Source organism: Streptomyces sp. NPDC029164, from assembly GCF_055563995.1.
Genome location: NZ_JBVHWW010000011.1, coordinates 15,619 through 36,459 on the forward strand (window position 1 = coordinate 15,619; position 20,841 = coordinate 36,459).

Consider the following 20,841-nt stretch of genomic DNA (forward strand, 5'->3'; position numbering starts at 1 on the left):
CGTGCGAAGCGCGTAGCGAGCGCACGCGGCCTATGTCCAGCCCAGGACGGTCGGCGGACGCTGATACGTGCGAAGCGTGTAGCGATCGCATGCGGCTTATGTCCGGCCCAGGACGGCTGGCAGACGCTGAGATGTGGGGAGCGCGTAGCGATGTGGTGCGCACCGGGACCCCTGCCCGCGTATCTGTGATGGGGCCGTCCCTGCTTGGATCGCCCGGCTCGTTCTTTTGGGGGTTTCTCGGCTGTCTTCGGGTTTCCGTGGCGGGTCGGTCGGTCAAGGGTGGCCGTAGGCCATCGCGTAGCGACGCGACGAAGGAGCGCCCTTGAGGGGCCGGCCCGACACGGAAGGACGAAGAGACTGACGGGAAACCCCGCCCGCGCTTCTCTGATCCCGCCCAGCCCGAAGCCCCGCCCCCGAAGCCCTGCCCCCCTACAAGTAGTCCTCCAGGCGGCCTATGCGGTAGCCCTGTTCCTGGATGCGTTGGAGCATGCGCGTCGTCATCTGGGTCTCCGTCGTGCCCTTGAGTTCGGACGGGCCGCGGAAGTGGGCCAGGATGATGTCGCCCGGGTGGAGGGCGGAGCCCTCGGCGTACTGGAAGTTGTTGATCTGCATCGACACCCGCCACAGGACCAGGGACGAGACACCGCACTCCGAGGCCGCCCGGAGGGTGTCGTCGTTGTAGTTGCCGAAGGGCGGGCGGAAGAGCGGCGGGCGCGTGCCGAAGCGCTGTTGCAGGTGGTCCTGCTGGCCGCATATCTCCTTCTTCTGCGCCGCGAAGGAGAGCGTCCGGAGGTTCGGGTGGCTCAGCGTGTGGTTGTTTATCGTGCTGCCGGAGCCGTTGTCGCGGAGCTTCTCGAAGTGCCCGTAGTCCGACGACGCGACACTGTGCGTCAGGAACATGCTGATCGGCAGCTTGAGGTCGGCTGCCATCTTGAGGAATTCAGGATCCTTCTCCGCGCCGTCGTCGAAGGTCAGGAAGACGACCTTCTCCCCGGCCGGCACGGGTATTCGGTCTATCACCGGGACCTTGCCGGGGTCCGCCTTCGGGATCTGCGGCTTCTGGGCGGGCTTCGGCGCGTAGGCGAGCGGGGCCGTCAGGCCCCATTTCCTGTACGCCTCGTCGCCCGCGCCCCCCGGCGCAGGCGTCGCGGGCGCCGACGGCTTGGTGGCGTCGGCGCCCTTCGGGTCCTTGGACCCGGTCTCCGTCTCCTGCGTCGTGCGGCCCAGTCGTCCACTGCTGTCCGCGCTGTCCCCGCACCCCGTCAGAGACAGCGCGAGCGCGCCGGCCGCCAGCGTTCCGGCTACGAACCGGCGCGCGTGCTTCACAGATAATCCTCCAGGCGGGCCACGGCATACCCCTTGTCCGTGACGGTCTTCATGACATGACGGATCATGTCAGGCATCGTGCCCTTCCAGTCCTCCTTCCCCCGGAAGTGCGTGAGGATGATGTCACCGGGGTGCAGGTCCCGGTCCCACTCGCGGTAGTCCATGCGGTTCGTGAACGCCTCGGCGTTCCACAGCGGGACGGCCTTGATGCCGCAGGACTTCGCGGCGCGCAGCGTGTCCTGGTTGTAGTTGCCGTACGGCGGCCGGAAGAGGGTCGGCCGCTTGCCGAACTGCTTCTGGATGGTGTCCTGCTGACCGCAGATCTCCTCGCGCTGCTGCTCGTACGACAGGCCGGGCATGTAGCGGTGGTTGATCGTGTGGTTGTTCAGGGTGACGCCGGCGGCCTGCATCTCCTTGAAGTACGGGTAGTTGTCCCGCACGACGTAGTCGCTGAGGAAGGCCGTGTACGGGATCTTCAGCTCCTTCATCATCTTCAGGAACTCGGGATCCTTCTCCGACCCGTCGTCGATCGTCAGGAAGACGACCTTGTCCTCGGTCGGGACGGTGGTGAAGACCGGCGGGTACTCCTCCTGGTCCTCGACCTCGAAGCCGTCGCGCGTGGTGATCTCGGGCTTCTCCTTCGGCGCGGCCGGGGCGGTGAGAGGCGTCTTGCGCAGCCCCCACCGCTTCGCCGCGGCGACGCGTGCCTGCTGGGCCGCCTTGGCCTTCTCGGCGGCGCTGAGCGCGCCCGCGGCGCCCGCCTCGGCGGCCTTGGCGGCCTTCTCCTTCGCGGCCTTGTCCGGCCCGTCGGATCCGCCGGAGCCGCATGCCGTTCCGAGGGCGGCGACGAGCAGGGCTGCCACGGCCACCCCGAACCGGCTGCGCGGACCCGCCGCGTACCGGTGACCCTGTTGCGAGTTATGTTCCTTTTGTCGTACTAGCTGCATAGCAGCGCATCCTGGCACCCGACACACGGGCTCCCCGGAAGACACCGCGAACGCGGTCCCACCTTCCTTCGACTGGCCCACACCGTCCGGGTCCGCCCCGTCGCCGACAATGGACCCGTGACCCCCGAAGACTTCGCCGCCGTCCTCACCCCCGAGGGCCGCGCCCTCCTCGACTCGCTCCGCGACTACGACCCCGCCCAGGAGCTGGCCGTGGCCACCCGGCTGCGCCGCGAGCACCCCGCCGGGCTGGTCTCCGCCGTGCTCGGGCAGGCCAGGCTGAGGCAGCGCGCGGTGGTGAAGTTCGGCGCCGAGGACGCCTTCCGGATGTACTTCACGCCCGGCGGCGGCGAGATGGCCACCCGTGCGTCCGTGGCCGCCTACCGGGCGGAGCGGCTCGCGGCCCTCGGCGTACGCAGCCTCGCCGACCTGTGCTGCGGCATCGGCGGGGACGCCCTCGCCCTGGCCCGGCTCGGCATCCGGGTGCTCGCGGTGGACCGCGACCCGCTGACGGTCGCCGTCGCGCGGGCCAACGCCGAGGCGCTGGGTCTGGCGGACCTGATCGAGGTCCGGGAGGCGGACGTGACGGAGGTCGACGCCTCCGGCTACGACGCCGTCTTCATCGACCCGGCCCGGCGCGGTGGGCGCGGGCGGGTCTTCGACCCGGAGTCGTACTCGCCGCCGCTGTCCTGGGCCGTCGCCACCGCCCGTACGGCGAAGTACGCGGCCATCAAGATCGCCCCCGGGATCCCGCACGAGGCCGTGCCGGAGGAGGCCGAGGCCGAGTGGATCTCCGACCAGGGGGACGTCAAGGAGGCGGTGCTCTGGTTCGGGACCGCGCCGGGGACCGTGCGCGCCACCCTGCTGCCCGGGCCGCGCGAGCTCCGGACCGCCGATCCGCTGCCCGATCCGCCGGCCGGGCCGGTCGGCCGCTGGCTGTACGAGCCCGACGGCGCCGTGATCCGCGCCCACCTGGTCGCCGAGGTCGCCGAACAGCTGGACGGCCGGCTCATCGACCCGACCATCGCGTACATCACCGCCGACGAGCTGCGCGCGACGCCGTACGCGACGGCGTACGAGATCACGGACGTGCTGCCGTTCGGCCTGAAGAAGCTGAAGGCCCTGCTGCGCGAGCGCGGGGTCGGCATCCTGACCGTGAAGAAGCGCGGCTCGGCGGTCGAGCCGGAGGAGCTGCGCAAGAAGGTCAAACCGCAGGGCCCGAACTCCGCGACGGTCTTCCTGACCCGGGTGGCGGGCGCCCCGTCGATGCTGATCGGCCACCCCGCCGGGTCGCCTGCGGCGCTGCCCGACCAGTGACTTCCTGCCGTGCCGCCTGCCGTGACGCCTGCCGTGCCGCCTGAGCAGTGGCATCCGCGCGGCCGCGACCCGGCCAGCCGGCGGAGCACGTGCGGCGGGCCCGACTGGCGGAGCCGGCGCGGGGCCGGCGCCGCCCGGCGACCGGCACAACCGGCGCGGGCCGGAGCCCGGCCACGGCCAGCGCCCGGCCGTGGGCCCGGCGCCCGGTTGCGGGCCCGCGGCCCGGTTGCTGGGCCGTGGCCGTTGGTACTCCAGCTATGCCGGGGGCGGCGTGCGGGTGGTGCGGAGGGCCCAGCGGTAGTGGGCGGTCGCCTTGGCGACGCCCAGGAGGGCGGTGATCCACAGGATCAGGCCGAGGCCCATGTAGTACGCGACCTCCCCGTACGTCTCCTCGCCCGGGCGGGCCGAGACGGCGACGCCGAAGGTCACCCACAGCCCGGCCGCCCCCAGTGCGAGGGAGGCCAGCAGCCAGGTCAGGCTCCGGCCGGGCGCGCGCATCAGGGCGTCGGCCTCCGGGTCCCGGCCCGCCTCGGCCCACGCGCACAGCAGCCGCCACACCTCGCGGTCGCGGCGGGCGCCCCACGCGAACCAGAACCCGGCCGGGACCAGTACGCCGGCGCCCAGTACGAGGAAGACGAGCGCGAGGACGAACGAGACCGGGTCGCCCTGCTCGAAGGCCACCAGGGCCATGCCCACGAAGGACCAGCCGAGGGCGAAGACGGCGGAGACGGCCCAGAGCAGCAGCAACCGCCCGATGCCCAGGCTGCGTTGGCCCAGGTCGTGCAGGAAGCGCGCACGGTCGGCCCGTACGTGGCCCTCGTCCGGCCAGGCGCGCAGGTGCGCGGGCGGCGGCGGAGGCGGCAGGTCACGGCGAGGCATGCACATGACCATAGCCGCAGCCCGGGGCCATGCCCGGACCGGGCCGGAGCCGTCAGGCCCCGTCGACCTCCACCGACTCGAACCGCCAGCGGTGCACGGCCCGCGTGATCAAGTCGGCCGCGGGCTCCGGCAGTTCGGGGAGGTCCGCCGACACCCCTTCGGCCGCCTCCCACCAGGTGATCACGAGCACCCGGTCCTGCGGCGCCCGGAACACCTCGCGGCGCACCGGCTCCCGGGCCAGGACCTGGGCCCGGGCCCACTCCAGGAGTTCGTTGCCCCGGCCGTCGGCGGCCCGGACCTCCCACATCAGCGCGACGGTGCTCATGAGTAGAGGTTGTCCTTGCTCAGCTCGTGCACGTGATCGTGGTCGTGCCCGTGCCCGTGCGCATGCCCGTGGCCGTGCCCGTGACCGTCGCCGCCGCCCGCGTGGGACGTCCCCGGCACGTGCGGGTCCGTCACCGGCAGCGAGGAGTCCGCCGACAGGTCCCAGTCGGAGGGGGCCCGGTTCCGCTTGACCATCTCCGCGCCCAGCGCCGCCACCATCGCGCCGTTGTCCGTGCACAGCTTCGGCCGCGGCACCCGCAGGACGATCCCCGCGTCGTCGCAGCGCTCCTGCGCGAGCGACCGCAGCCGGGAGTTGGCGGCCACACCGCCGCCGATCATCAGGTGGTCGACGCCCTCGTCCTTGCACGCCCGGATCGCCTTGCGCGTCAGCACGTCCACCACGGCCTCCTGGAAGGACGCCGCCACGTCGCGCACCGGCACCTCCTCGCCCGCGTTCCGCTTCGCCTCGATCCAGCGCGCCACGGCCGTCTTCAGGCCGGAGAACGAGAAGTCGTACGCCGCGTCGCGCGGCCCCGTCAGCCCGCGCGGGAAGTTGATCGCGTTAGGGTCGCCCTCGCGCGCGAGCCGGTCGATGACCGGGCCGCCGGGGAAGCCCAGCTGCAGCACGCGCGCGATCTTGTCGAAGGCCTCGCCCGCCGCGTCGTCGATGGTCGCGCCCAGCGGCCGTACGTCGGAGGTGATGTCGGGGGCCAGCAGCAGCGAGGAGTGCCCGCCGGAGACGAGCAGCGCCATGGTCGGCTCCGGCAGGGGGCCGTGCTCCAGCTGGTCCACGCAGATGTGCGAGGCCAGGTGGTTCACCCCGTAGAGCGGCTTGCCCAGCGCGTACGCGTACGCCTTGGCCGCCGAGGTGCCCACCAGCAGTGCCCCCGCGAGGCCGGGCCCGGCCGTGACCGCGATGCCGTCGAGGTCGCGGGCGCTGACCCCGGCCTCCTTCAGCGCGCGCTCGATGGTGGGGACCATCGCCTCCAGGTGGGCCCGCGAGGCCACCTCGGGAACGACGCCGCCGAAGCGGGCGTGCTCGTCGACGCTCGACGCGATGGCGTCCGCGAGCAGGGTGGTGCCGCGGACGACGCCGACGCCGGTCTCGTCGCAGGACGTCTCGATGCCGAGGACGAGCGGTTCGTCAGCCATTGCTCTCACTGCTCTCAGTTCGTGCTTGTGCGGGGTCGGTCAGTCGCATGACGAGCGCGTCGACGTTGCCGGGCTGGTAGTAGCCGCGCCGGAAGCCGATGGGCTCGAAGCCGAAGCGCTCGTACAGCTTCTGGGCGCGGGCGTTGTCCACCCGTACCTCCAGCAGTACCTCGGCGCACTCGAACGCGGTGGCGGCCCGCAGCAGGTCGGTCAGGAGCCGGGCGCCGAGCCCGGTCCCCCACTGGTCGCGGGCGGCCGCGATGGTCTGTACGTCGGCCAGGTCGCCGGCGGCGGCCAGCCCGGCGTATCCCACGAGCCGGCCCGAGGCGTCCTCGGCCACGACGTAGCGGCGGGTGGCCTGCGGGCCGCGCGCGTGGGCGAGCTCGGACCAGAACATCCCGGCGGACCAGGCGTCCTCGGGGAACAGCTCGTGCTCCAGTTCCAGCACGGGCCCGATGTCCCACCAGCGCATCTCGCGCAGGGTGTGCGGGGTGTGCGGGGTCGCCGGGGTCACTGCGGGGTGACCACCTTGTAGTTCTTGGGCACCTGCGCGTCGGGCCGGCGCAGGTAGAGCGGGGTCGGAGGCAGGAACTCCGCCCCCGCCGCCAGTCGTTCCGCGGCCAGTGAGGCCAGCGCGGCGGCGGACTGGTGCTCGGGGCCGCGCGCGTCCGGGAACACCTCGGGGTACAGGAGCGCGCCCTGGCCCACCGCGGGCACCCCCGCGACCTGCTCGGCGATCTCGGCCGGGCGGTCCACGGCGGGCTCGCCGACGCGCGTGCGCGGGTCCTCGTACCGGGCCCAGTAGACCTCCTTGCGCCGCGCGTCGGTGGCGACGGTGAAGGGGCCCTCGATCCCGGCGGTGCCGGCGGCGTACGCGAGGCCGTCGAGCGTGCACAGGCCGTGCACGGGCACGCCCAGCACGGCGGCGAAGGTGGTGGCGGTGACGAGGCCGACGCGCAGCCCGGTGTAGGGGCCGGGGCCGACCCCGACGACGATGCCGGTGACGGCGTCGAGCTTCACCCCGGCCTCGGCGAGGACCTGGTCCACGGAGGGCAGCAACAGCTCCCCGTGGCGGCGGGCGTCGACCTGGTGGGACTCGGCGAGGACGGTCTCGCCGTCGTGCAGGGCGACGGTGACGGCGGGCGTGGCGGTATCTACAGCGAGCAGGAGCACGCGAACAGCCTACGACTCCGGCGGCCGCGCCCCTTGCGGCCGGTCGGAAAGGGGGGCGGCTGCTACCTTTCGACCGAGGGATCACTGAGGTATCGGTCGAGCCGTCGGCCGAACTGTCGGTCGAGACATCGGTCGAGGTGTCGGTCAGCGCGGAGAGGTGGAGCAAGGTGGCACGCAGCAGCTCGGGAATCGTGGCCGGGCTCACCATCGCCGCGGTGGCGGCGGTCGGTTTCCTCGGCTACCAGGCCTCCGCCACGGCGCCGCCGCCCCCTCCGAAGGCGGCCGCGCAGAACGCGGCCCCCGCCCCGAGCCAGGCCGCCGCCGCCAAGCAGGACCCGGCGAAGCCGGTGCCCGTTCCGGAGGGCTCCGGCACCGGGACGCGCGTCGTGTACTCGGTGGGCCAGAAGCGGGTGTGGCTGGTGGGCGACGCCGGGCAGGAGCCGAAGTCGTTCACGGTGATGCCGAGCACGGTGCACCCGAAGGCGGGCAGCTACCTCGTCGGTTCGCGCTCCGGTTCGGTCACCGGCTCGGACGGCGTGCCGATCGAGCACGTCGTGCGGTTCGCCACCGCCGAGGGTGTGGCGGTCGGCTTCAGCGCCCGGCTGGACGGCGCGACGCCGGCGCCGGACGCGGCGAAGAAGACCGGCGGGATCCGCATGACGCGCGCCGACGGCGACGCGATGTGGGCCTTCGCGACGATCAACTCGAAGGTCGTCGTCGTTCCCTGACGGCGGGGCCCGACTTCACCCGTACGTGCGACTCAGGCCGCTTCGGATTCCGGAGCGGCCTCTTCGCGTGCGACGCCGTCCTGCGGCCCGCCCGGTACGTCCTCACGTGCGGGCGGTGTCGAGACGGCGGTGGCGGCCATGCCGGCGGCGAGCAGCGTGCGCATGGAGACGACGGACGGGCGGGGATCGCGCTGTGCTCCTGCTGGTGCCGACATGGCTGCCTCCTGGACCCCGGGACACCGAACTTAGGCATACCTAAGAAACTCTCGGTACCATGTCACCACGAGGGCTGCCACCAGCGCAATATCTTGCCGACGAGTTGTCGGGACGTTTACTCCGAGAAGGCGCCGGCCAGGGAGTCCAGCCCGGCCCCGGCGCTCCAGCGCCCCCCGACCCCGCGCACGGCGACCTCGCGCACGTCGTCCAGCACCTCCTCGTGGCCGACCGCCCGCGCGATCACCACGTGCAGCCGGTCGTCGGAGAGCTCCTCCACCTTGCCGTCGCCCCACTCCACGACGACCACGGACTCGGGCAGCGAGACGTCGAGGTCCAGGTCCTCCATCTCGTCCAGCCCGCCGCCCAGGCGGTACGCGTCCACGTGCACGAGTGCCGGCCCGCCGGTCAGCGAGGGGTGCACACGGGCGATCACGAAGGTCGGCGAGGTCACGGCCCCGCGCACGCCCAGGCCCTCGCCCAGGCCGCGGGTCAGCGTGGTCTTGCCCGCCCCCAGCTCACCGGTCAGCAGGACGAGGTCGCCGGGGCGCAGCAGCGCGGCGATCCTGCGGCCCAACTCCTGCATCGCGGCCGGGGAGCCGACGGTGATCCGGGTCTCTGCGCTGTCCTCGGCCTCAGGTGCCGGCGCCTGGCTGCGCTGTGCTTCCAGCGGTACTTCTTCCATGCGCGCCAACGTTAGTCGGTGTGGGGACCGGGACCGCGCCGGTCTGCGCCAGCAGTCCGGTGAGCAGCCGCGTCACGGTCTCCGGGCGCTCCAGCATCATCAGGTGCCCGGTGGACTCCAGGACCACGAGGTCGGCGCCCGGCAGCGCCTCCTTGATGGCCAGGCTGTGCCCCGGCGGGGTGATCATGTCCTTGTCGCCGGCGATGACGGTGACCGGGATGTCCGCGAACAGCCGGAGCGCGGCCGTCTTGTCGTGGGTCTGGAAGGCCGGGTAGAACTCGGCGACCACGTCGATCGGGGTGGCCTCGATGAGCCGCTCGGCGAAGCGCGTGACGCCCGGGTCCACATCCCGGGAGCCGAACGAGTACATCTTGATCATGCCGGCGAAGAGGTCGGCGGTGGCCCGGCGGCCCTTCTCCACCAGTTCCACCTGCGAGCCGAGCGCCTTGAGCACGCTCGGCAGGATCCGGCGCACGGCCCCCACCCCGACGGACGGCAGTCCGTACGTCACCTCGCCGAGGCGGCCGCTGGAGGTCCCGACCAGGGCCACGCCGACGACGCGCTCGCGCACGAGGTCGGGGAACTGCTCGGCGAATCCCATGATGGTCATTCCGCCCATCGAGTGACCCACGAGGATCAGCGGGCCCTCGGGGGCGGCGGTGTCGATGACGGTCTTCAGGTCGCGGCCGAGCTGCTCCATGGTCAGCGGCTCGCCGTCCGCCTGGGCGAGGCCGCGGGCGCTGCGGCCGTGGCTGCGCTGGTCCCAGTAGACCGCGCGGACCATTCCGCGCAGGGCGGCGCGCTGGAAGTGCCAGGAGTCCTGGCTGAGGCAGTAGCCGTGGCAGAAGACGACGGTGGCCGGGGGCGCGGCCTTGCGCCGCAGCCGGCGCCGCTTGCCCTCGTCGGGCACCTCTTCGACCTCGTAGTACAGCTCGGTGGCGTCCTCGGCCCGGCAGGTGCCCTCGGTGCCGCGCAGGGAGCCGTAGTCCCCTGCGGCGTCGAGGGCCAGGCGCGCCTTCATGCGCATGCCGCGCCCCACGGTGATCCGTTCGACCGCGACACCGGCCGCCGCGCCTGCGGCTATCACGCCGATGGCGGCGCCGGCCCAGCCGGCCTTGCGCCAGTTCTCGCTCACGCCGCCGCCCTCACTCCGCTCGCTCAGCCGCCCAGGTACACCCGGGGCACACGGCCACCGATACGGGTGACGATCTCATACGCGATCGTGTTCGCCGCTTGTGCCCAGTCCTCGGCGGTGGGTTCACCGCGTTCCGCGTCCCCGAAGATGACGGCTTCGTCGCCGACGAGGGCGTGGTCCTCTCCCAAGTCGATCACGAACTGGTCCATGGCGACGCGCCCGGCGACCTGGCGGATCCGGCCGGCGACGAGCACCGGCCCGCGCCCGGAGGCGTTCCGCGGGATGCCGTCGGCGTAGCCGGCCGGGACCAGCGCGAGGTTCGTCTCGGTCCCGGTGACGTAGTGATGGCCGTAGCTGACCCCGTGCCCGGCGGGGACGGTCTTGACCAGGGCGAGGGAGGCCTTGAGGGTCATCGCGGGCCGCAGGCCCAGCTGGGCCGGGGTGCCGAGCTCGGGCGCGGGCGAGACCCCGTAGACGGCCAGCCCGCAGCGCACCAGGTCGAAGTGGGACTCGGGCAGGGTGAGGGTGGCCGGCGAGTTGGCGATGTGCCGGACCTCGGGCTCGACGCCCTCCTTCTCGGCGTACGCGAGCATGTCGCGGAAGGCGGCGAGCTGGAGCTGGATGGAGGGGTGGCCGGGCTCGTCGGCGCAGGCGAAGTGCGACCAGACGCCGGTGACCCGGACGGTCCCCTCGGCCTGGGCGGCGACGGCCGCCCCGACCAGGGCCTCCCATTCGGCGGGCTGGCAGCCGTTGCGGCCGAGGCCGGTGTCGGCCTTGAGCTGGATGCGCGCGGTCCGGCCCGCGGCGCGGGCGGCCGCCCGCACCTCGTCGAGGGCCCACATACCGCTGACGGACACGTCGATGTCGGCCTCGACGGCCTCCCGCCAGGGCCCGCCGGGGGTCCAGAGCCAGCACAGCATCCGGCCCTCGACGCCGGCGGCGCGCAGCGCGAGCGCCTCCTCGGGGGTGGCGGTCCCCAGCCAGGAGGCGCCGGCCTCCTGGGCGGCCTTGGCGCAGGCGGGGGCGCCGTGCCCGTAGGCGTTCGCCTTGACCACGGCCATCAACTCGGCCCGGGGCGCCCGCTCGCGCAGTGCGCGCACGTTCTCCCGTACGGCGTCAAGATCGATCTCGGCGTACACGCGCGTCGGTGTCTCGTTCATCGCCCCCAGTCTCTCAGAACCCCCACGGTGCCTTTCAGCTGCGCCGCGCCCCTCCGGCTGCGCCGCGCCGTTTCAGCCTCGCCGGCGTTTGAGGCGCGGGGTCCGGGCCGGCCCCGCTCTTTCAGCTCCGCCGGCGTTTGAGGCGCGGGGGTCCGGGGGCTGGCCCCCGGCAACGGCGCCGCTGCGCGGAGCGTTCTCCCCGCCCCGCCCTTTCACCGTTTCTCAGGGCTCCGCCCCGAACCCCGCTCCTCAAACGCCGGAGGGGCTGGAAGAGCTGGGGGTCAGGGGTGGCTGACGTTGCGCCACGCAGCGGGGAGGGCTTCGGCCACTTGGTGGGCCAGCAGCGGGCCGCCGGTGAGTCGGGCGGCCGAGCCGTGGAGGTACGCCGCCACCGCACCCGCGTCCACCCCCGACAGGCCCGCCGCCAGCAGCGACCCCGCCAGCCCCGACAGCACGTCCCCGCTGCCCGCGGTGGCCAGCCACGGACTCCCCGTCGGATTCACCCGGACCGCGCAACCGCCGGAGGCGACCAGCGTCGTCGAGCCCTTCAGCAGGACCGTCGCCCCGTACCCGGCCGCCAGCCTCCGCGCCGCCCCCAGCCGCCCCGCCTCCACCGACTCCCGCGACACCCCGAGCAGCGCCGCCGCCTCCCCCGCGTGCGGGGTCAGCAGGGTCGGGGCCGTACGGGCCCGCAGTACGTCCGCGTCCAGCCCGCGCAGCCCGTCCGCGTCGACCAGCACCGGTACGTCGCCCGCGAGCAGGTCCGCGACCTCGCCCGCGCGCCCCTCCCCGAGTCCCGGCCCGACCACCCAGGCCTGCACCCGGCCGGGCCCGATCAGCGTCTCCGGGTACCGCGCGAGCACGGCCTCCGCCGCCGGCCCCACGTACCGCACCGCACCCGCACCGCCCCGCAGTGCTCCCGCCACGGCCAGTACGGCCGCCCCCGGGTACTGCGCGGAGCCGGCGGCGATCCCGACCACGCCCCGCCGGTACTTGTCGCTCGCCGCCGTCGGCGCCGGCAGCAGCCCCGCGACGTCGGCGTGCTGCAAGGCCTCCACCTGCGGCGACGGCAGCTCCAGCCCGATGTCCACCAGCCGCACCACCCCCGCCCGCGAGGCCCCGGGGTCGATCAGCAGACCGGGCTTGTACGCCCCGAAGGTCACCGTCACGTCGGCCGTGACGGCCGGCCCCGCCACCTCGCCCGTGTCCGCGTCCACCCCGCTCGGCAGGTCCACGGCCACCACCGGGACCCCCGGCGGGATCCCGTCCACGAGCGCGGCCGCCGCCGGCCGCAGCCCGCCCCGCCCGCCGATCCCGAGCAGCCCGTCGAGTACGAGGTCCGCCCGCTGCGGGACGGCCTCCTCGACCCGGCCCCCGGCGGCCCGCAGCGCGGCCAGCCCGCCCGCGTGCATCCGTTCGGGGTCCATCGGCACCGCCGTCACCGCGGCCCCGCGCCGGGCGAGCCGCGCCCCGGCGTGGAGCGCGTCGCCCCCGTTGTCGCCGGACCCGACCAGCAGCACGACCCGTGACCCGTACACCCGTCCGAGCAGCCCCGCGCAGACGGCGGCCAGTCCGGCCGCCGCCCGCTGCATCAGGGCGCCTTCGGGCAGCCGGGCCATCAGCTCCCGCTCGGCGGCCCGTACGGTCTCCACGCTGTAAGCAGTACGCATGGCACCAGCCTGCCCCACGGCAGGCGTCATCCCTCGGCGATCACCACGGCGGAGGCGACGCCGGCGTCGTGGCTCAGCGAGATGTGCCAGGACTTGACGCCCAGCGCCAGCGCCCGCGCCTCCACCGTCCCCGACACCCGCAGCCGGGGCTGCCCGCTGTCCTCCACACACACCTCGGCGTCGGTCCACAGCATCCCGGCGGGCGCGCCGAGCGCCTTGGCCAGCGCCTCTTTGGCGGCGAACCGCGCGGCGAGCGAGGCGGTCCCGCGCCGCTCACCGCTCGGCAGCGTCAACTCGGCGTCGACGAACAGCCGCTGCGCGAGGCCCGGCGTGCGCTCCAGCGCGGCGCCGAACCGCTCGATCTCCGCCACGTCGATCCCGACGCCGATAATCACGTCTTACAGCTCCAGCCAGGTCACTACTCCACGGTCACGGACTTTGCGAGGTTACGCGGCTGGTCGACCTCGTTCCCCCGCGCCGTGGCCAGTTCGCACGCGAAGACCTGCAAGGGCACCGTCGCCACCAGCGGCTGGAGCAGCGTCGGCGTCGCCGGGATCCGGATCAGGTGGTCGGCGTACGGGACGACCGCCTCGTCGCCCTCCTCCGCGATCACGATGGTCCGCGCCCCGCGCGCCCGGATCTCCTGGATGTTCGACACGATCTTGTCGTGGAGCACGGACCGTCCGCGCGGCGACGGTACGACGACCACCACCGGCAGGTCCTTCTCGATCAGCGCGATCGGCCCGTGCTTGAGCTCGCCCGCCGCGAAGCCCTCGGCGTGCATGTACGCGAGCTCCTTGAGCTTGAGCGCGCCCTCCAGCGCCACCGGATAGCCGACGTGACGGCCGAGGAACAGCACGGTGTTCTTGTCGGCGAGGGACCGCGCGAGCTGCCGCACCGGCTCCATGGTCTCCAGTACGGTGTCCACCGCCGCGGCGATGTCCGACAGTTCCCGGACCACGGCCTGGATCTCGTCGCCCCACTTCGTCCCCCGCACCTGCCCGAGGTACAGCGCCACGAGGTAGCAGGCGACCAGCTGCGTCAGGAACGCCTTGGTCGAGGCGACGGCCACCTCGGGACCGGCGTGCGTGTAGAGCACGGCATCCGATTCGCGCGGGATCGTCGACCCGTTCGTGTTGCAGACGGCCAGCACCCTGGCCCCCTGCTCGCGCGCGTGCCGGAGCGCCATCAGCGTGTCCATGGTCTCGCCGGACTGGGAGATCGCGACGACCAGTGTCCGCTGGTCCAGGATCGGGTCGCGGTAGCGGAACTCGCTCGCCAGCTCCGTCTCGCACGGGATGCGCGTCCAGTGCTCGATGGCCAGCTTCGCGATCATGCCCGCGTGGTAGGCCGTACCGCACGCCACGATCACGACCTTGTCGACCTCCCGGAGCACCGAGACGGGGATGCGCACCTCGTCCAGGGTCAGCGAGCCGCTCGCGTCGATCCTGCCCAGGAGGGTGTCGGCGACGGCCTTCGGCTGTTCGGCGATCTCCTTGAGCATGAAGTAGTCGTAGCCGCCCTTCTCGGCCGCCGAGGCGTCCCAGTCCACGTGGTACGCCCGCACGGCCGCGGCCGTGCCGTCGAAGTTGGTCACCGTGACCCCTTCGCGGCGCAGCTCCACGACCTGGTCCTGGCCCAGCTCGATCGCGGACCGGGTGTGGGCGATGAACGCGGCCACGTCCGAGGCGAGGAAGTTCTCGCCCTCTCCGACACCCACCACCAGGGGCGAGTTGCGGCGCGCGCCGACCACCGCGTCCGGCTCGTCGGCGTGCACGGCGACCAGCGTGAAGGCGCCCTGCAGGCGCCGGCACACCTGCCGCATGGACTCGGCGAGGTCGCCCGTCGCCGAGAAGTGCTCGGCCAGCAGGTGCGCCACGACCTCGGTGTCCGTCTCGGACTCCAGCCGGTGTCCGCGTTCGGCGAGTTCGGCCCGCAGCTCGGCGAAGTTCTCGATGATGCCGTTGTGCACGACGGCGACCCGCCCCGAGTTGTCGAGGTGCGGGTGGGCGTTGACGTCGGTGGGCCCGCCGTGGGTGGCCCACCGGGTGTGTCCGAGTCCCGTGGAGCCGGCCGGCAGCGGGTGCCCGACCAGTTCCTTCTCCAGGTTGACGAGCTTGCCGGCCTTCTTGGCGGCGGCCAGGCTGCCGTCCGAGAGCACGGCGACCCCTGCCGAGTCGTAGCCGCGGTACTCCAGCCGCTTGAGTCCGGCGATGACCACATCGAGCGCAGACTGCGCTCCCACGTAACCCACAATTCCGCACATAGGCCGCAGCGTACGCCGTAGTTGGCCGTCTGCCCCGTAGCCGAACAAGACGAAAACCCCGCCCCGGCGAATGAGCCGGAGCGGGGTTGACGTTCGGTCGGGCGGGGCTCAGCCGAGCTTCTTCACCTGCGCGGTCACGATGGCGGTCGGCTTGTCCGCGACGCCCAGGGCCGACGCGGTGTGGGTGGCCAGGGTGTCGCCCTTGCGGACGACGACGGTCTCGGTCGTGACCTTCGTGCCCTCCACATCGGCCTCCAGCGTGAGGGCGAGCGCCTCGTCACCCCCGGTGGCGGTGCCGGACACCACCTTGTCGATCTTGGTGACCTCGCCCTCCATCGTCAGCGTGAAGCCGCCGGCGCACGCGGTGGCCGCGGTCTTGATGGCCGCGAAGGCCTCCTCCGCGCCCTTGCCCTCGTACGAGGCGAGGGTGACCGAGGTCCGGGTGCCGGCGAGGGCCTTCAGCCCCGCGGCGGCCGTGTCCTCCGGGCTGGCGCCCTCCTTGGGCTTGGCGACGGCCTTCATCCGCGCCGTACCGGCGGCCTTGCCGACGGTCGCCGTGCCCTGCGTCTTGACCACGGGCTGGCACTCGGCCTTGTCGCCGGACGCGGCCTCGCCGAGCGCCACCTCGTCCTTCGGGACGGCGACGACCATGTGGTCCGGCAGGTCGGCCTTGGTCAGGATCAGGGCGGACAGCTCGGCGTCCGTCTTCGCCTTGGCGGCCGGGGCGGCCGGGGCCGGCGACGAGGCGGCGGCCGACGGCTTGCCATCGGCCTTGGTGTCGGCCTTGTCGGAGCCGCAGGCCGTGGCCAGCAGGGTCAGGGACACCGCGGACGCGGTCAGGACGGTACGACGGACAAGAGCGGTACGCACGAAAGTTCTCCCCCATGGAGCAAACGACATCCGGGCAGCACGAAAGGTCCTCAGCGCTGCGGTGATCAACAATGTACGGGCCGTTCGATCAACCGACCGAGGTTTTCCGCGTGGGCTCCGGATCGTGATCGGGGCGAGACCCCCTTTGCCCCCAATCGAGACCCGCCCCGCCACAACCCCCGGCCCGACCCTCCCCCGGCCCCCGCGCACGTGACCGACCACACCACCCACAAGCGTCCCCGAGCCCCGACAATGGCCGTGTGATCACTTCGCCGCCACGAAGCAGCACGCCGGACGACGCAACGGAGCGACGCGGCCGGGAGGGGCACCCCACGCGCCCCGCCCACCGCCGGGGCCCCGATGCCTCGCCGTACGTCGACCTCACCCGGGCCGAGTGGAGCGCCCTGCGCGAGCGGACCCCGCTGCCGCTGACCGCCGACGAGGTGGAGCGGCTGCGCGGCCTCGGCGACGTCATCGACCTCGACGAGGTCCGCGACGTCTACCTGCCGCTCTCCCGCCTCCTGAACCTCTACGTCGGCGCCACCAGCAACCTCCGGGGCACCCTGAACACCTTCCTCGGGGACGCGGGCAACGGCCACGGCGCCCAGCAGGGCACGCCCTTCGTCATAGGGGTCGCCGGTTCGGTCGCCGTCGGCAAGTCCACGGTCGCCCGTCTCCTCCAGGCCCTGCTCGCCCGCTGGCCCGAGCACCCGCGCGTGGAGCTGGTCACCACCGACGGGTTCCTGTACCCGATGAAGGAGCTCCAGCGGCGCGGTCTCACCTCCCGCAAGGGCTTCCCGGAGTCCTACGACCGCCGCGCGCTCACCCGTTTCGTCGCCGACATCAAGGCCGGGAAGGACGAGGTCAGGGCCCCGGTCTACTCGCACCTGATCTACGACATCGTCCCCGGCGAGGAGCTCGTCGTCCGCCGCCCGGACATCCTCATCGTCGAGGGCCTCAACGTGCTCCAGCCGGCCCTCCCCGGCACGGACGGCCGCACCCGCGTCGCCCTCGCCGACTACTTCGACTTCAGCGTGTACGTGGACGCGCGCCCCGAGGACATCGAGCGCTGGTACCTCAGCCGCTTCCGGAAGCTGCGCGAGACCGCCTTCCAGAATCCTTTCTCCTACTTCCGCAAGTACACCCAGGTCTCCGAGGAGGAGGCCATGGAGTACGCACAGACGATGTGGCGGACGATCAACAAGCCCAACCTGTTGGAGAACGTGGCGCCCACCCGCGGCCGGGCCACCCTCGTCGTCCGCAAGGGTCCGGACCACAAGGTGCAGAAGCTGAGCCTCCGCAAGCTCTGAAAGCTACTCTGCGGGCATGCTGCATCTGCGGATGATCACCCCGCACCACCTCACGGAGCAGGTGGTGGAGCTGATCGACAACACGGTCGGCACCACGCACCTGGTCGTGCTGGCAGGTGCCGCCCGCAACCCCGAGGGCGATCTCGTGCTGTGCGATGTCGCCCGCGAGGCGGCGGACGAGCTCCTCCAGGAGATGCGCGGCCTCGGCATCGACAAGAGCGGTTCCATCGCCGTCGAGAACATCGACCTGTCGATCTCGACGCGCGCCGACGACGCCGAGGAGGAGGCCCCGGGCGAGGCCGCCGACGCCGTGGTCTGGGAGCAGTTGGCCGAGGCGACCCACGAGGAGTCCACCCTCACGATCACCTACGCCGCCTTCATGATCGTCGCGACGATGATCGCGGCCTGTGGTGTGGTGCTGGACAACGCGATCCTGATCGTGGGTGCCATGGCCGTCGGCCCGGAGTTCGGGCCGCTCGCCGGCATCTGCACGGGCCTGGTCCAGCGCCGCCCGCGGCTCGCCGGGCGTTCCCTCTTCGCCCTGGTCATCGGCTTCGCGGCGGCGATCGCGGCGACGACGGTCTTCAGCCTGGGAATGGACGCGCTCGACCTGTTCCACGAGGGAATGCTCGACGAGCCCCGGCCGAACACCAGCTTCATCTGGCAGCCCGACCCGTTCTCCTTCGTCGTGGCGCTGCTCGCCGGAGTGGCCGGCATGCTGTCGCTGACCTCGGCGAAGGCCGGTGCGCTGGTCGGCGTGGCGATCTCCGTCACCACCGTCCCGGCGGGCGCCAACGCCGCCGTGGCGCTCAGCTACGGGGACTTCGCCCAGATGTGGGGCTCGGCCGTCCAGCTGGCACTCAACCTGGGCGGCATCATCCTCTCCGGCACCCTCACCCTCATCGCCTGGAAAATGCTGTGGCGCACCCAGCAGGGCCGGATGGTCCGGAAGCCGGGTGCGCCAGGCGTGGTGAACGGCGGGGGTTAGCCCAGCGCCGACTTCACGACGTCCGCGAGGCGGCCGGCGATCGCACGGGCCTGCTCGATGTCGGCGGCCTCGACCATCACCCGTACGAGCGGCTCCGTACCGGACGGACGGAGCAGCACGCGTCCGGTGGTGCCCAGCTCGCGCTCGGCGTCGGCCACGGCCGCCGCCAGCTCCGCGGAGGTGGTGACCCGGGACCTGTCCACGTCGGGGACGTTGACCAGCACCTGCGGCAGCCGCTGCATGACGCCCGCCAGGTCGGCGAGGGACGTGCCGGTGGCCGCGACCCGCGCCGCCAGCAGCAGGCCGGTCAGCGTGCCGTCACCGGTCGTCGCGTGGTCGAGGATGATCACGTGGCCGGACTGCTCGCCGCCGAGCGCGTAGCCGTGCTCCTTCATCGACTCCAGCACGTACCGGTCGCCGACCCCGGTCTGCACGACCTGGATGCCCTCGCCCTCCATGGCCAGCTTGAAGCCCAGGTTGGACATCACGGTGCCGACCACGGTGTTCTCGCGCAGCTGGCCGGCCTCACGCATGGCCAGCGCCAGCACCGCGAGGATCTGGTCGCCGTCGACCTCCGCGCCGGAGCCGTCCACGGCGAGGCAGCGGTCGGCGTCACCGTCGTGCGCGATGCCGAAGTCGGCGCCGTGCTCGACGACGGCCGCCTTGAGCAGGCCGAGGTGGGTGGAGCCGCAGCCGTCGTTGATGTTCAGGCCGTCCGGCTCGGCGCCGATCGTGATGATCTCCGCGCCGGCCCGGGCGAAGGCCTCGGGCGAGACGTAGGCGGCCGCGCCGTGCGCCTCGTCCAGGACGATCTTCAGCCCGTCGAGGCGGTTGGGGAGGACGCCGATGAGGTGGGCGACGTACTTCTCGAAGCCCTCGGTGTAGTCGGAGACCCGGCCGACGCCGGAGCCGGTGGGCCGGTCCCAGGGGGCGCCGGTGCGGTGCTCGTCGTAGACGGACTCGATGCGGTCCTCCAGCTCGTCGGCGAGCTTGTGGCCGCCGCGCGCGAAGAACTTGACGCCGTTGTCGGGCATGGCGTTGTGGCTGGCGGAGAGCATCACGCCGAGGTCGGCACCCAGCGCACCGGTGAGATACGCCACCGCCGGGGTGGGCAGCACACCGACGCGCAGGACGTCCACGCCCGCGCTGGCGAGGCCGGCCACGACCGCCGCCTCGAGGAATTCGCCGGAGGCCCGGGGATCCCGGCCGACCACGGCCGTCGCCCGGTGGCCCGCGAAGGTGCCCGCTTCGGCCAGTACGTGGGCAGCCGCCACGGAGAGGCCGAGCGCGAGCTCCGCCGTCAGATCCGCGTTGGCAACGCCGCGTACACCGTCCGTCCCGAAGAGTCGTCCCACTGTTGTCCTCCCGAGTTTCCGCATCGCTTTGTGACCGCTTGTGACAGATATTTGCCGCTTGTGGCGGTAAACGAACCGCCCCGGCAGCACAGAGAGTGCTGCCGGGGCGGTTTCGTTGCAGAACAGCAGGCGCAGATTAACGCTTGCTGTACTGCGGAGCCTTACGGGCCTTCTTGAGACCGGCCTTCTTGCGCTCGACCGCACGGTCGTCGCGGGAGAGGAAGCCGGCCTTCTTCAGCGCCGGGCGGTTGTTGTCCACGTCCGCCTCGTTCAGCGCACGGGCCACGCCCAGGCGCAGGGCGCCGGCCTGGCCGGACACGCCGCCACCCGAGATGCGGGCGATGACGTCGTAGCGGTTGTCCAGCTCAAGGAGCTTGAACGGCTCGTTGACTTCCTGCTGGTGCACCTTGTTGGGGAAGTAGTCCTCAAGGGTGCGACCGTTGATCTTCCACTTGCCGGTGCCCGGAACGATCCGGACGCGGGCGATGGCGTTCTTGCGACGGCCCAGGCCGGCGGCCGGCTGGGGGTCGCCGAAGCGGCCGGCAAGGGACTCGGAGGTGTAGTCGCCCTCGACGACAACCTCGGACTCGCTGGTGTACTCCTCGACGTTGCCCTCGAACTCGTCGACGGGGGTCGTCTCGGCGGTGGTCTCGGCCACGATGCTCCTCAGAATTTTCTACGTCTTAGGGGGTGGCCGGAACTACTGCGCGACCTGGGTGATCTCGAACGGCACCGGCTGCTGGGCAGCGTGGGGGTGCTGGTCGCCCGAGTAGACCTTCAGCTTCGAGAGCATCTGACGGCCCAGGGTGTTCTTGGGGAGCATGCCCTTGATGGCCTTCTCGACGGCCTTCTCCGGGTTGTTCGCCAGGAGGTCGTCGTAGCGCACGGAGCGGAGACCGCCCGGGTAGCCGGAGTGGCGGTACGCCATCTTCTGCGACGCCTTGTTGCCGGACAGGTGAACCTTGTCGGCGTTGACGATGATGACGAAGTCGCCCATGTCCATGTGGGGGGCGTAAGTCGGCTTGTGCTTACCCCGCAGGAGGGCAGCGGCCTGGGTCGCCAGACGGCCGAGGACAACGTCCTGGGCGTCGATGACGAGCCACTGGCGCGAGATGTCGCCGGGCTTGGGGCTGAACGTACGCACGCGTATGCCTTCGCTTCTTCAGTGGTGGTATCCCAAGGGCGCAAGCCCCACGGGAAGGTCCTGACAGGGTCACCACGGACGATCACGACAGCCCTCGTTCACATCGGGGACGCAACCCGTGTGAACCGCTGGTCATCGGTCCGGTGGACCGGCGCAAGGCCCTTTCACGTGAGAATGAGAAAGCCAATACGCATAACAAACC

Annotated in this window: 22 protein-coding genes; 4 read left to right on the forward strand and 18 right to left on the reverse strand. The window is 72.3% G+C overall.

Translation table 11 applies throughout. The annotated features are described in order from the left end of the window. Positions 1-429: 429 nt before the first annotated feature. Both ACZ4VT_RS12665 and ACZ4VT_RS12670 read right to left on the reverse strand, forming a co-directional pair. Positions 430-1,326: a polysaccharide deacetylase family protein gene (locus ACZ4VT_RS12665; RefSeq protein WP_467948983.1), complete on the reverse strand. Its 897-nt coding sequence runs from the start codon at positions 1,324-1,326 to the stop codon at positions 430-432. Continuing rightward, on the reverse strand, positions 1,323-2,195 hold the full coding sequence (locus tag ACZ4VT_RS12670) for a polysaccharide deacetylase family protein (protein WP_467948985.1): 873 nt from the start codon (positions 2,193-2,195) through the stop codon (positions 1,323-1,325). Before ACZ4VT_RS12670 ends, ACZ4VT_RS12665 begins: the two co-directional genes overlap by 4 nt. Positions 2,196-2,390: 195 nt before the next feature. Here ACZ4VT_RS12670 and ACZ4VT_RS12675 point away from each other — a divergent pair, with 195 nt between their 5' ends. Next, positions 2,391-3,587: a class I SAM-dependent methyltransferase gene (locus ACZ4VT_RS12675; RefSeq protein WP_467948987.1), complete on the forward strand. Its 1,197-nt coding sequence runs from the start codon at positions 2,391-2,393 to the stop codon at positions 3,585-3,587. A gap of 255 nt (positions 3,588-3,842) precedes the next feature. Here the strand turns inward: ACZ4VT_RS12675 and ACZ4VT_RS12680 are convergent, their stop codons facing one another. The 5 genes from ACZ4VT_RS12680 to tsaB are packed head-to-tail and all read right to left on the reverse strand — an operon-like array spanning position 3,843 to position 7,115. Next, complete coding sequence (locus ACZ4VT_RS12680) at positions 3,843-4,466, reverse strand: hypothetical protein (protein WP_467948989.1); 624 nt, start codon at positions 4,464-4,466, stop codon at positions 3,843-3,845. Positions 4,467-4,518: 52 nt separating this feature from the next. Further along, positions 4,519-4,791, reverse strand: a complete 273-nt coding sequence (locus tag ACZ4VT_RS12685) for a hypothetical protein (protein WP_030710389.1) — start codon at positions 4,789-4,791, stop codon at positions 4,519-4,521. Continuing rightward, entirely contained in the window at positions 4,788-5,942 is a 1,155-nt protein-coding gene (gene tsaD, locus ACZ4VT_RS12690) for a tRNA (adenosine(37)-N6)-threonylcarbamoyltransferase complex transferase subunit TsaD (RefSeq protein ID WP_467948990.1), read from the reverse strand. The genes ACZ4VT_RS12685 and tsaD overlap by 4 nt, the downstream gene beginning before the upstream one ends. Beyond that, positions 5,935-6,414: a ribosomal protein S18-alanine N-acetyltransferase gene (gene rimI, locus ACZ4VT_RS12695; protein ID WP_362806295.1), complete on the reverse strand. Its 480-nt coding sequence runs from the start codon at positions 6,412-6,414 to the stop codon at positions 5,935-5,937. Before rimI ends, tsaD begins: the two co-directional genes overlap by 8 nt. A 38-nt stretch (positions 6,415-6,452) precedes the next feature. Further along, the gene (gene tsaB / locus ACZ4VT_RS12700) at positions 6,453-7,115 is read right to left on the reverse strand and encodes a tRNA (adenosine(37)-N6)-threonylcarbamoyltransferase complex dimerization subunit type 1 TsaB (RefSeq protein WP_467948992.1); all 663 of its coding nucleotides are present in this window, start codon (positions 7,113-7,115) and stop codon (positions 6,453-6,455) included. 167 nt (positions 7,116-7,282) lie between these two features. Between tsaB and ACZ4VT_RS12705 the strand changes: the two genes are divergently transcribed. Next, on the forward strand, positions 7,283-7,843 hold the full coding sequence (locus ACZ4VT_RS12705; protein WP_467948994.1) for a hypothetical protein: 561 nt from the start codon (positions 7,283-7,285) through the stop codon (positions 7,841-7,843). Between the two features lie 32 nt (positions 7,844-7,875). Here ACZ4VT_RS12705 and ACZ4VT_RS12710 read toward each other — a convergent pair whose 3' ends face one another. The 8 genes from ACZ4VT_RS12710 to ACZ4VT_RS12745 all read right to left on the reverse strand — a co-directional run bounded on the left by ACZ4VT_RS12710 (position 7,876) and on the right by ACZ4VT_RS12745 (position 15,842). Then, the gene (locus ACZ4VT_RS12710; protein WP_362806253.1) at positions 7,876-8,058 is read right to left on the reverse strand and encodes a hypothetical protein; all 183 of its coding nucleotides are present in this window, start codon (positions 8,056-8,058) and stop codon (positions 7,876-7,878) included. Between the two features lie 116 nt (positions 8,059-8,174). Then, positions 8,175-8,741 (reverse strand): tRNA (adenosine(37)-N6)-threonylcarbamoyltransferase complex ATPase subunit type 1 TsaE, encoded by a 567-nt coding sequence (gene tsaE / locus ACZ4VT_RS12715; protein ID WP_467948996.1) that lies wholly within the window; start codon positions 8,739-8,741, stop codon positions 8,175-8,177. Further along, positions 8,692-9,876, reverse strand: a complete 1,185-nt coding sequence (locus ACZ4VT_RS12720; protein ID WP_467948998.1) for an alpha/beta fold hydrolase — start codon at positions 9,874-9,876, stop codon at positions 8,692-8,694. Before ACZ4VT_RS12720 ends, tsaE begins: the two co-directional genes overlap by 50 nt. A 23-nt stretch (positions 9,877-9,899) precedes the next feature. After that, positions 9,900-11,036 carry an alanine racemase gene (alr, locus tag ACZ4VT_RS12725; protein ID WP_467949000.1) on the reverse strand — a complete coding sequence of 379 codons (1,137 nt, stop codon included), beginning with the start codon at positions 11,034-11,036 and terminating at the stop codon, positions 9,900-9,902. Between the two features lie 281 nt (positions 11,037-11,317). After that, the gene (locus tag ACZ4VT_RS12730; protein WP_467949002.1) at positions 11,318-12,706 is read right to left on the reverse strand and encodes an NAD(P)H-hydrate epimerase; all 1,389 of its coding nucleotides are present in this window, start codon (positions 12,704-12,706) and stop codon (positions 11,318-11,320) included. 26 nt (positions 12,707-12,732) lie between these two features. After that, complete coding sequence (locus tag ACZ4VT_RS12735; protein ID WP_467949003.1) at positions 12,733-13,101, reverse strand: holo-ACP synthase; 369 nt, start codon at positions 13,099-13,101, stop codon at positions 12,733-12,735. 23 nt (positions 13,102-13,124) lie between these two features. Then, positions 13,125-14,972 (reverse strand): glutamine--fructose-6-phosphate transaminase (isomerizing), encoded by a 1,848-nt coding sequence (glmS, locus tag ACZ4VT_RS12740; RefSeq protein WP_467949004.1) that lies wholly within the window; start codon positions 14,970-14,972, stop codon positions 13,125-13,127. Positions 14,973-15,080: 108 nt separating this feature from the next. After that, positions 15,081-15,842 (reverse strand): hypothetical protein, encoded by a 762-nt coding sequence (locus ACZ4VT_RS12745; RefSeq protein ID WP_467949006.1) that lies wholly within the window; start codon positions 15,840-15,842, stop codon positions 15,081-15,083. Positions 15,843-16,102: 260 nt separating this feature from the next. Here ACZ4VT_RS12745 and coaA point away from each other — a divergent pair, with 260 nt between their 5' ends. Both coaA and ACZ4VT_RS12755 read left to right on the forward strand, forming a co-directional pair. Then, a complete protein-coding gene (coaA, locus tag ACZ4VT_RS12750) occupies positions 16,103-17,152 on the forward strand; it encodes a type I pantothenate kinase (protein WP_467949008.1) in 1,050 nt (349 codons plus the stop codon). A 16-nt stretch (positions 17,153-17,168) separates the two neighbouring features. After that, entirely contained in the window at positions 17,169-18,140 is a 972-nt protein-coding gene (locus tag ACZ4VT_RS12755) for a DUF389 domain-containing protein (RefSeq protein ID WP_467949010.1), read from the forward strand. Here ACZ4VT_RS12755 and glmM read toward each other — a convergent pair. From glmM to rplM, 3 genes are all read right to left on the reverse strand, one after another. Continuing rightward, on the reverse strand, positions 18,137-19,495 hold the full coding sequence (gene glmM, locus ACZ4VT_RS12760; RefSeq protein ID WP_467949011.1) for a phosphoglucosamine mutase: 1,359 nt from the start codon (positions 19,493-19,495) through the stop codon (positions 18,137-18,139). The two genes, ACZ4VT_RS12755 and glmM, sit on opposite strands and share 4 nt — an antisense overlap. Before the next feature lie 136 nt (positions 19,496-19,631). Continuing rightward, entirely contained in the window at positions 19,632-20,153 is a 522-nt protein-coding gene (gene rpsI, locus ACZ4VT_RS12765; protein ID WP_326588501.1) for a 30S ribosomal protein S9, read from the reverse strand. A gap of 42 nt (positions 20,154-20,195) precedes the next feature. Then, a complete protein-coding gene (gene rplM, locus ACZ4VT_RS12770) occupies positions 20,196-20,639 on the reverse strand; it encodes a 50S ribosomal protein L13 (RefSeq protein WP_008739660.1) in 444 nt (147 codons plus the stop codon). Positions 20,640-20,841: the final 202 nt, after the last annotated feature.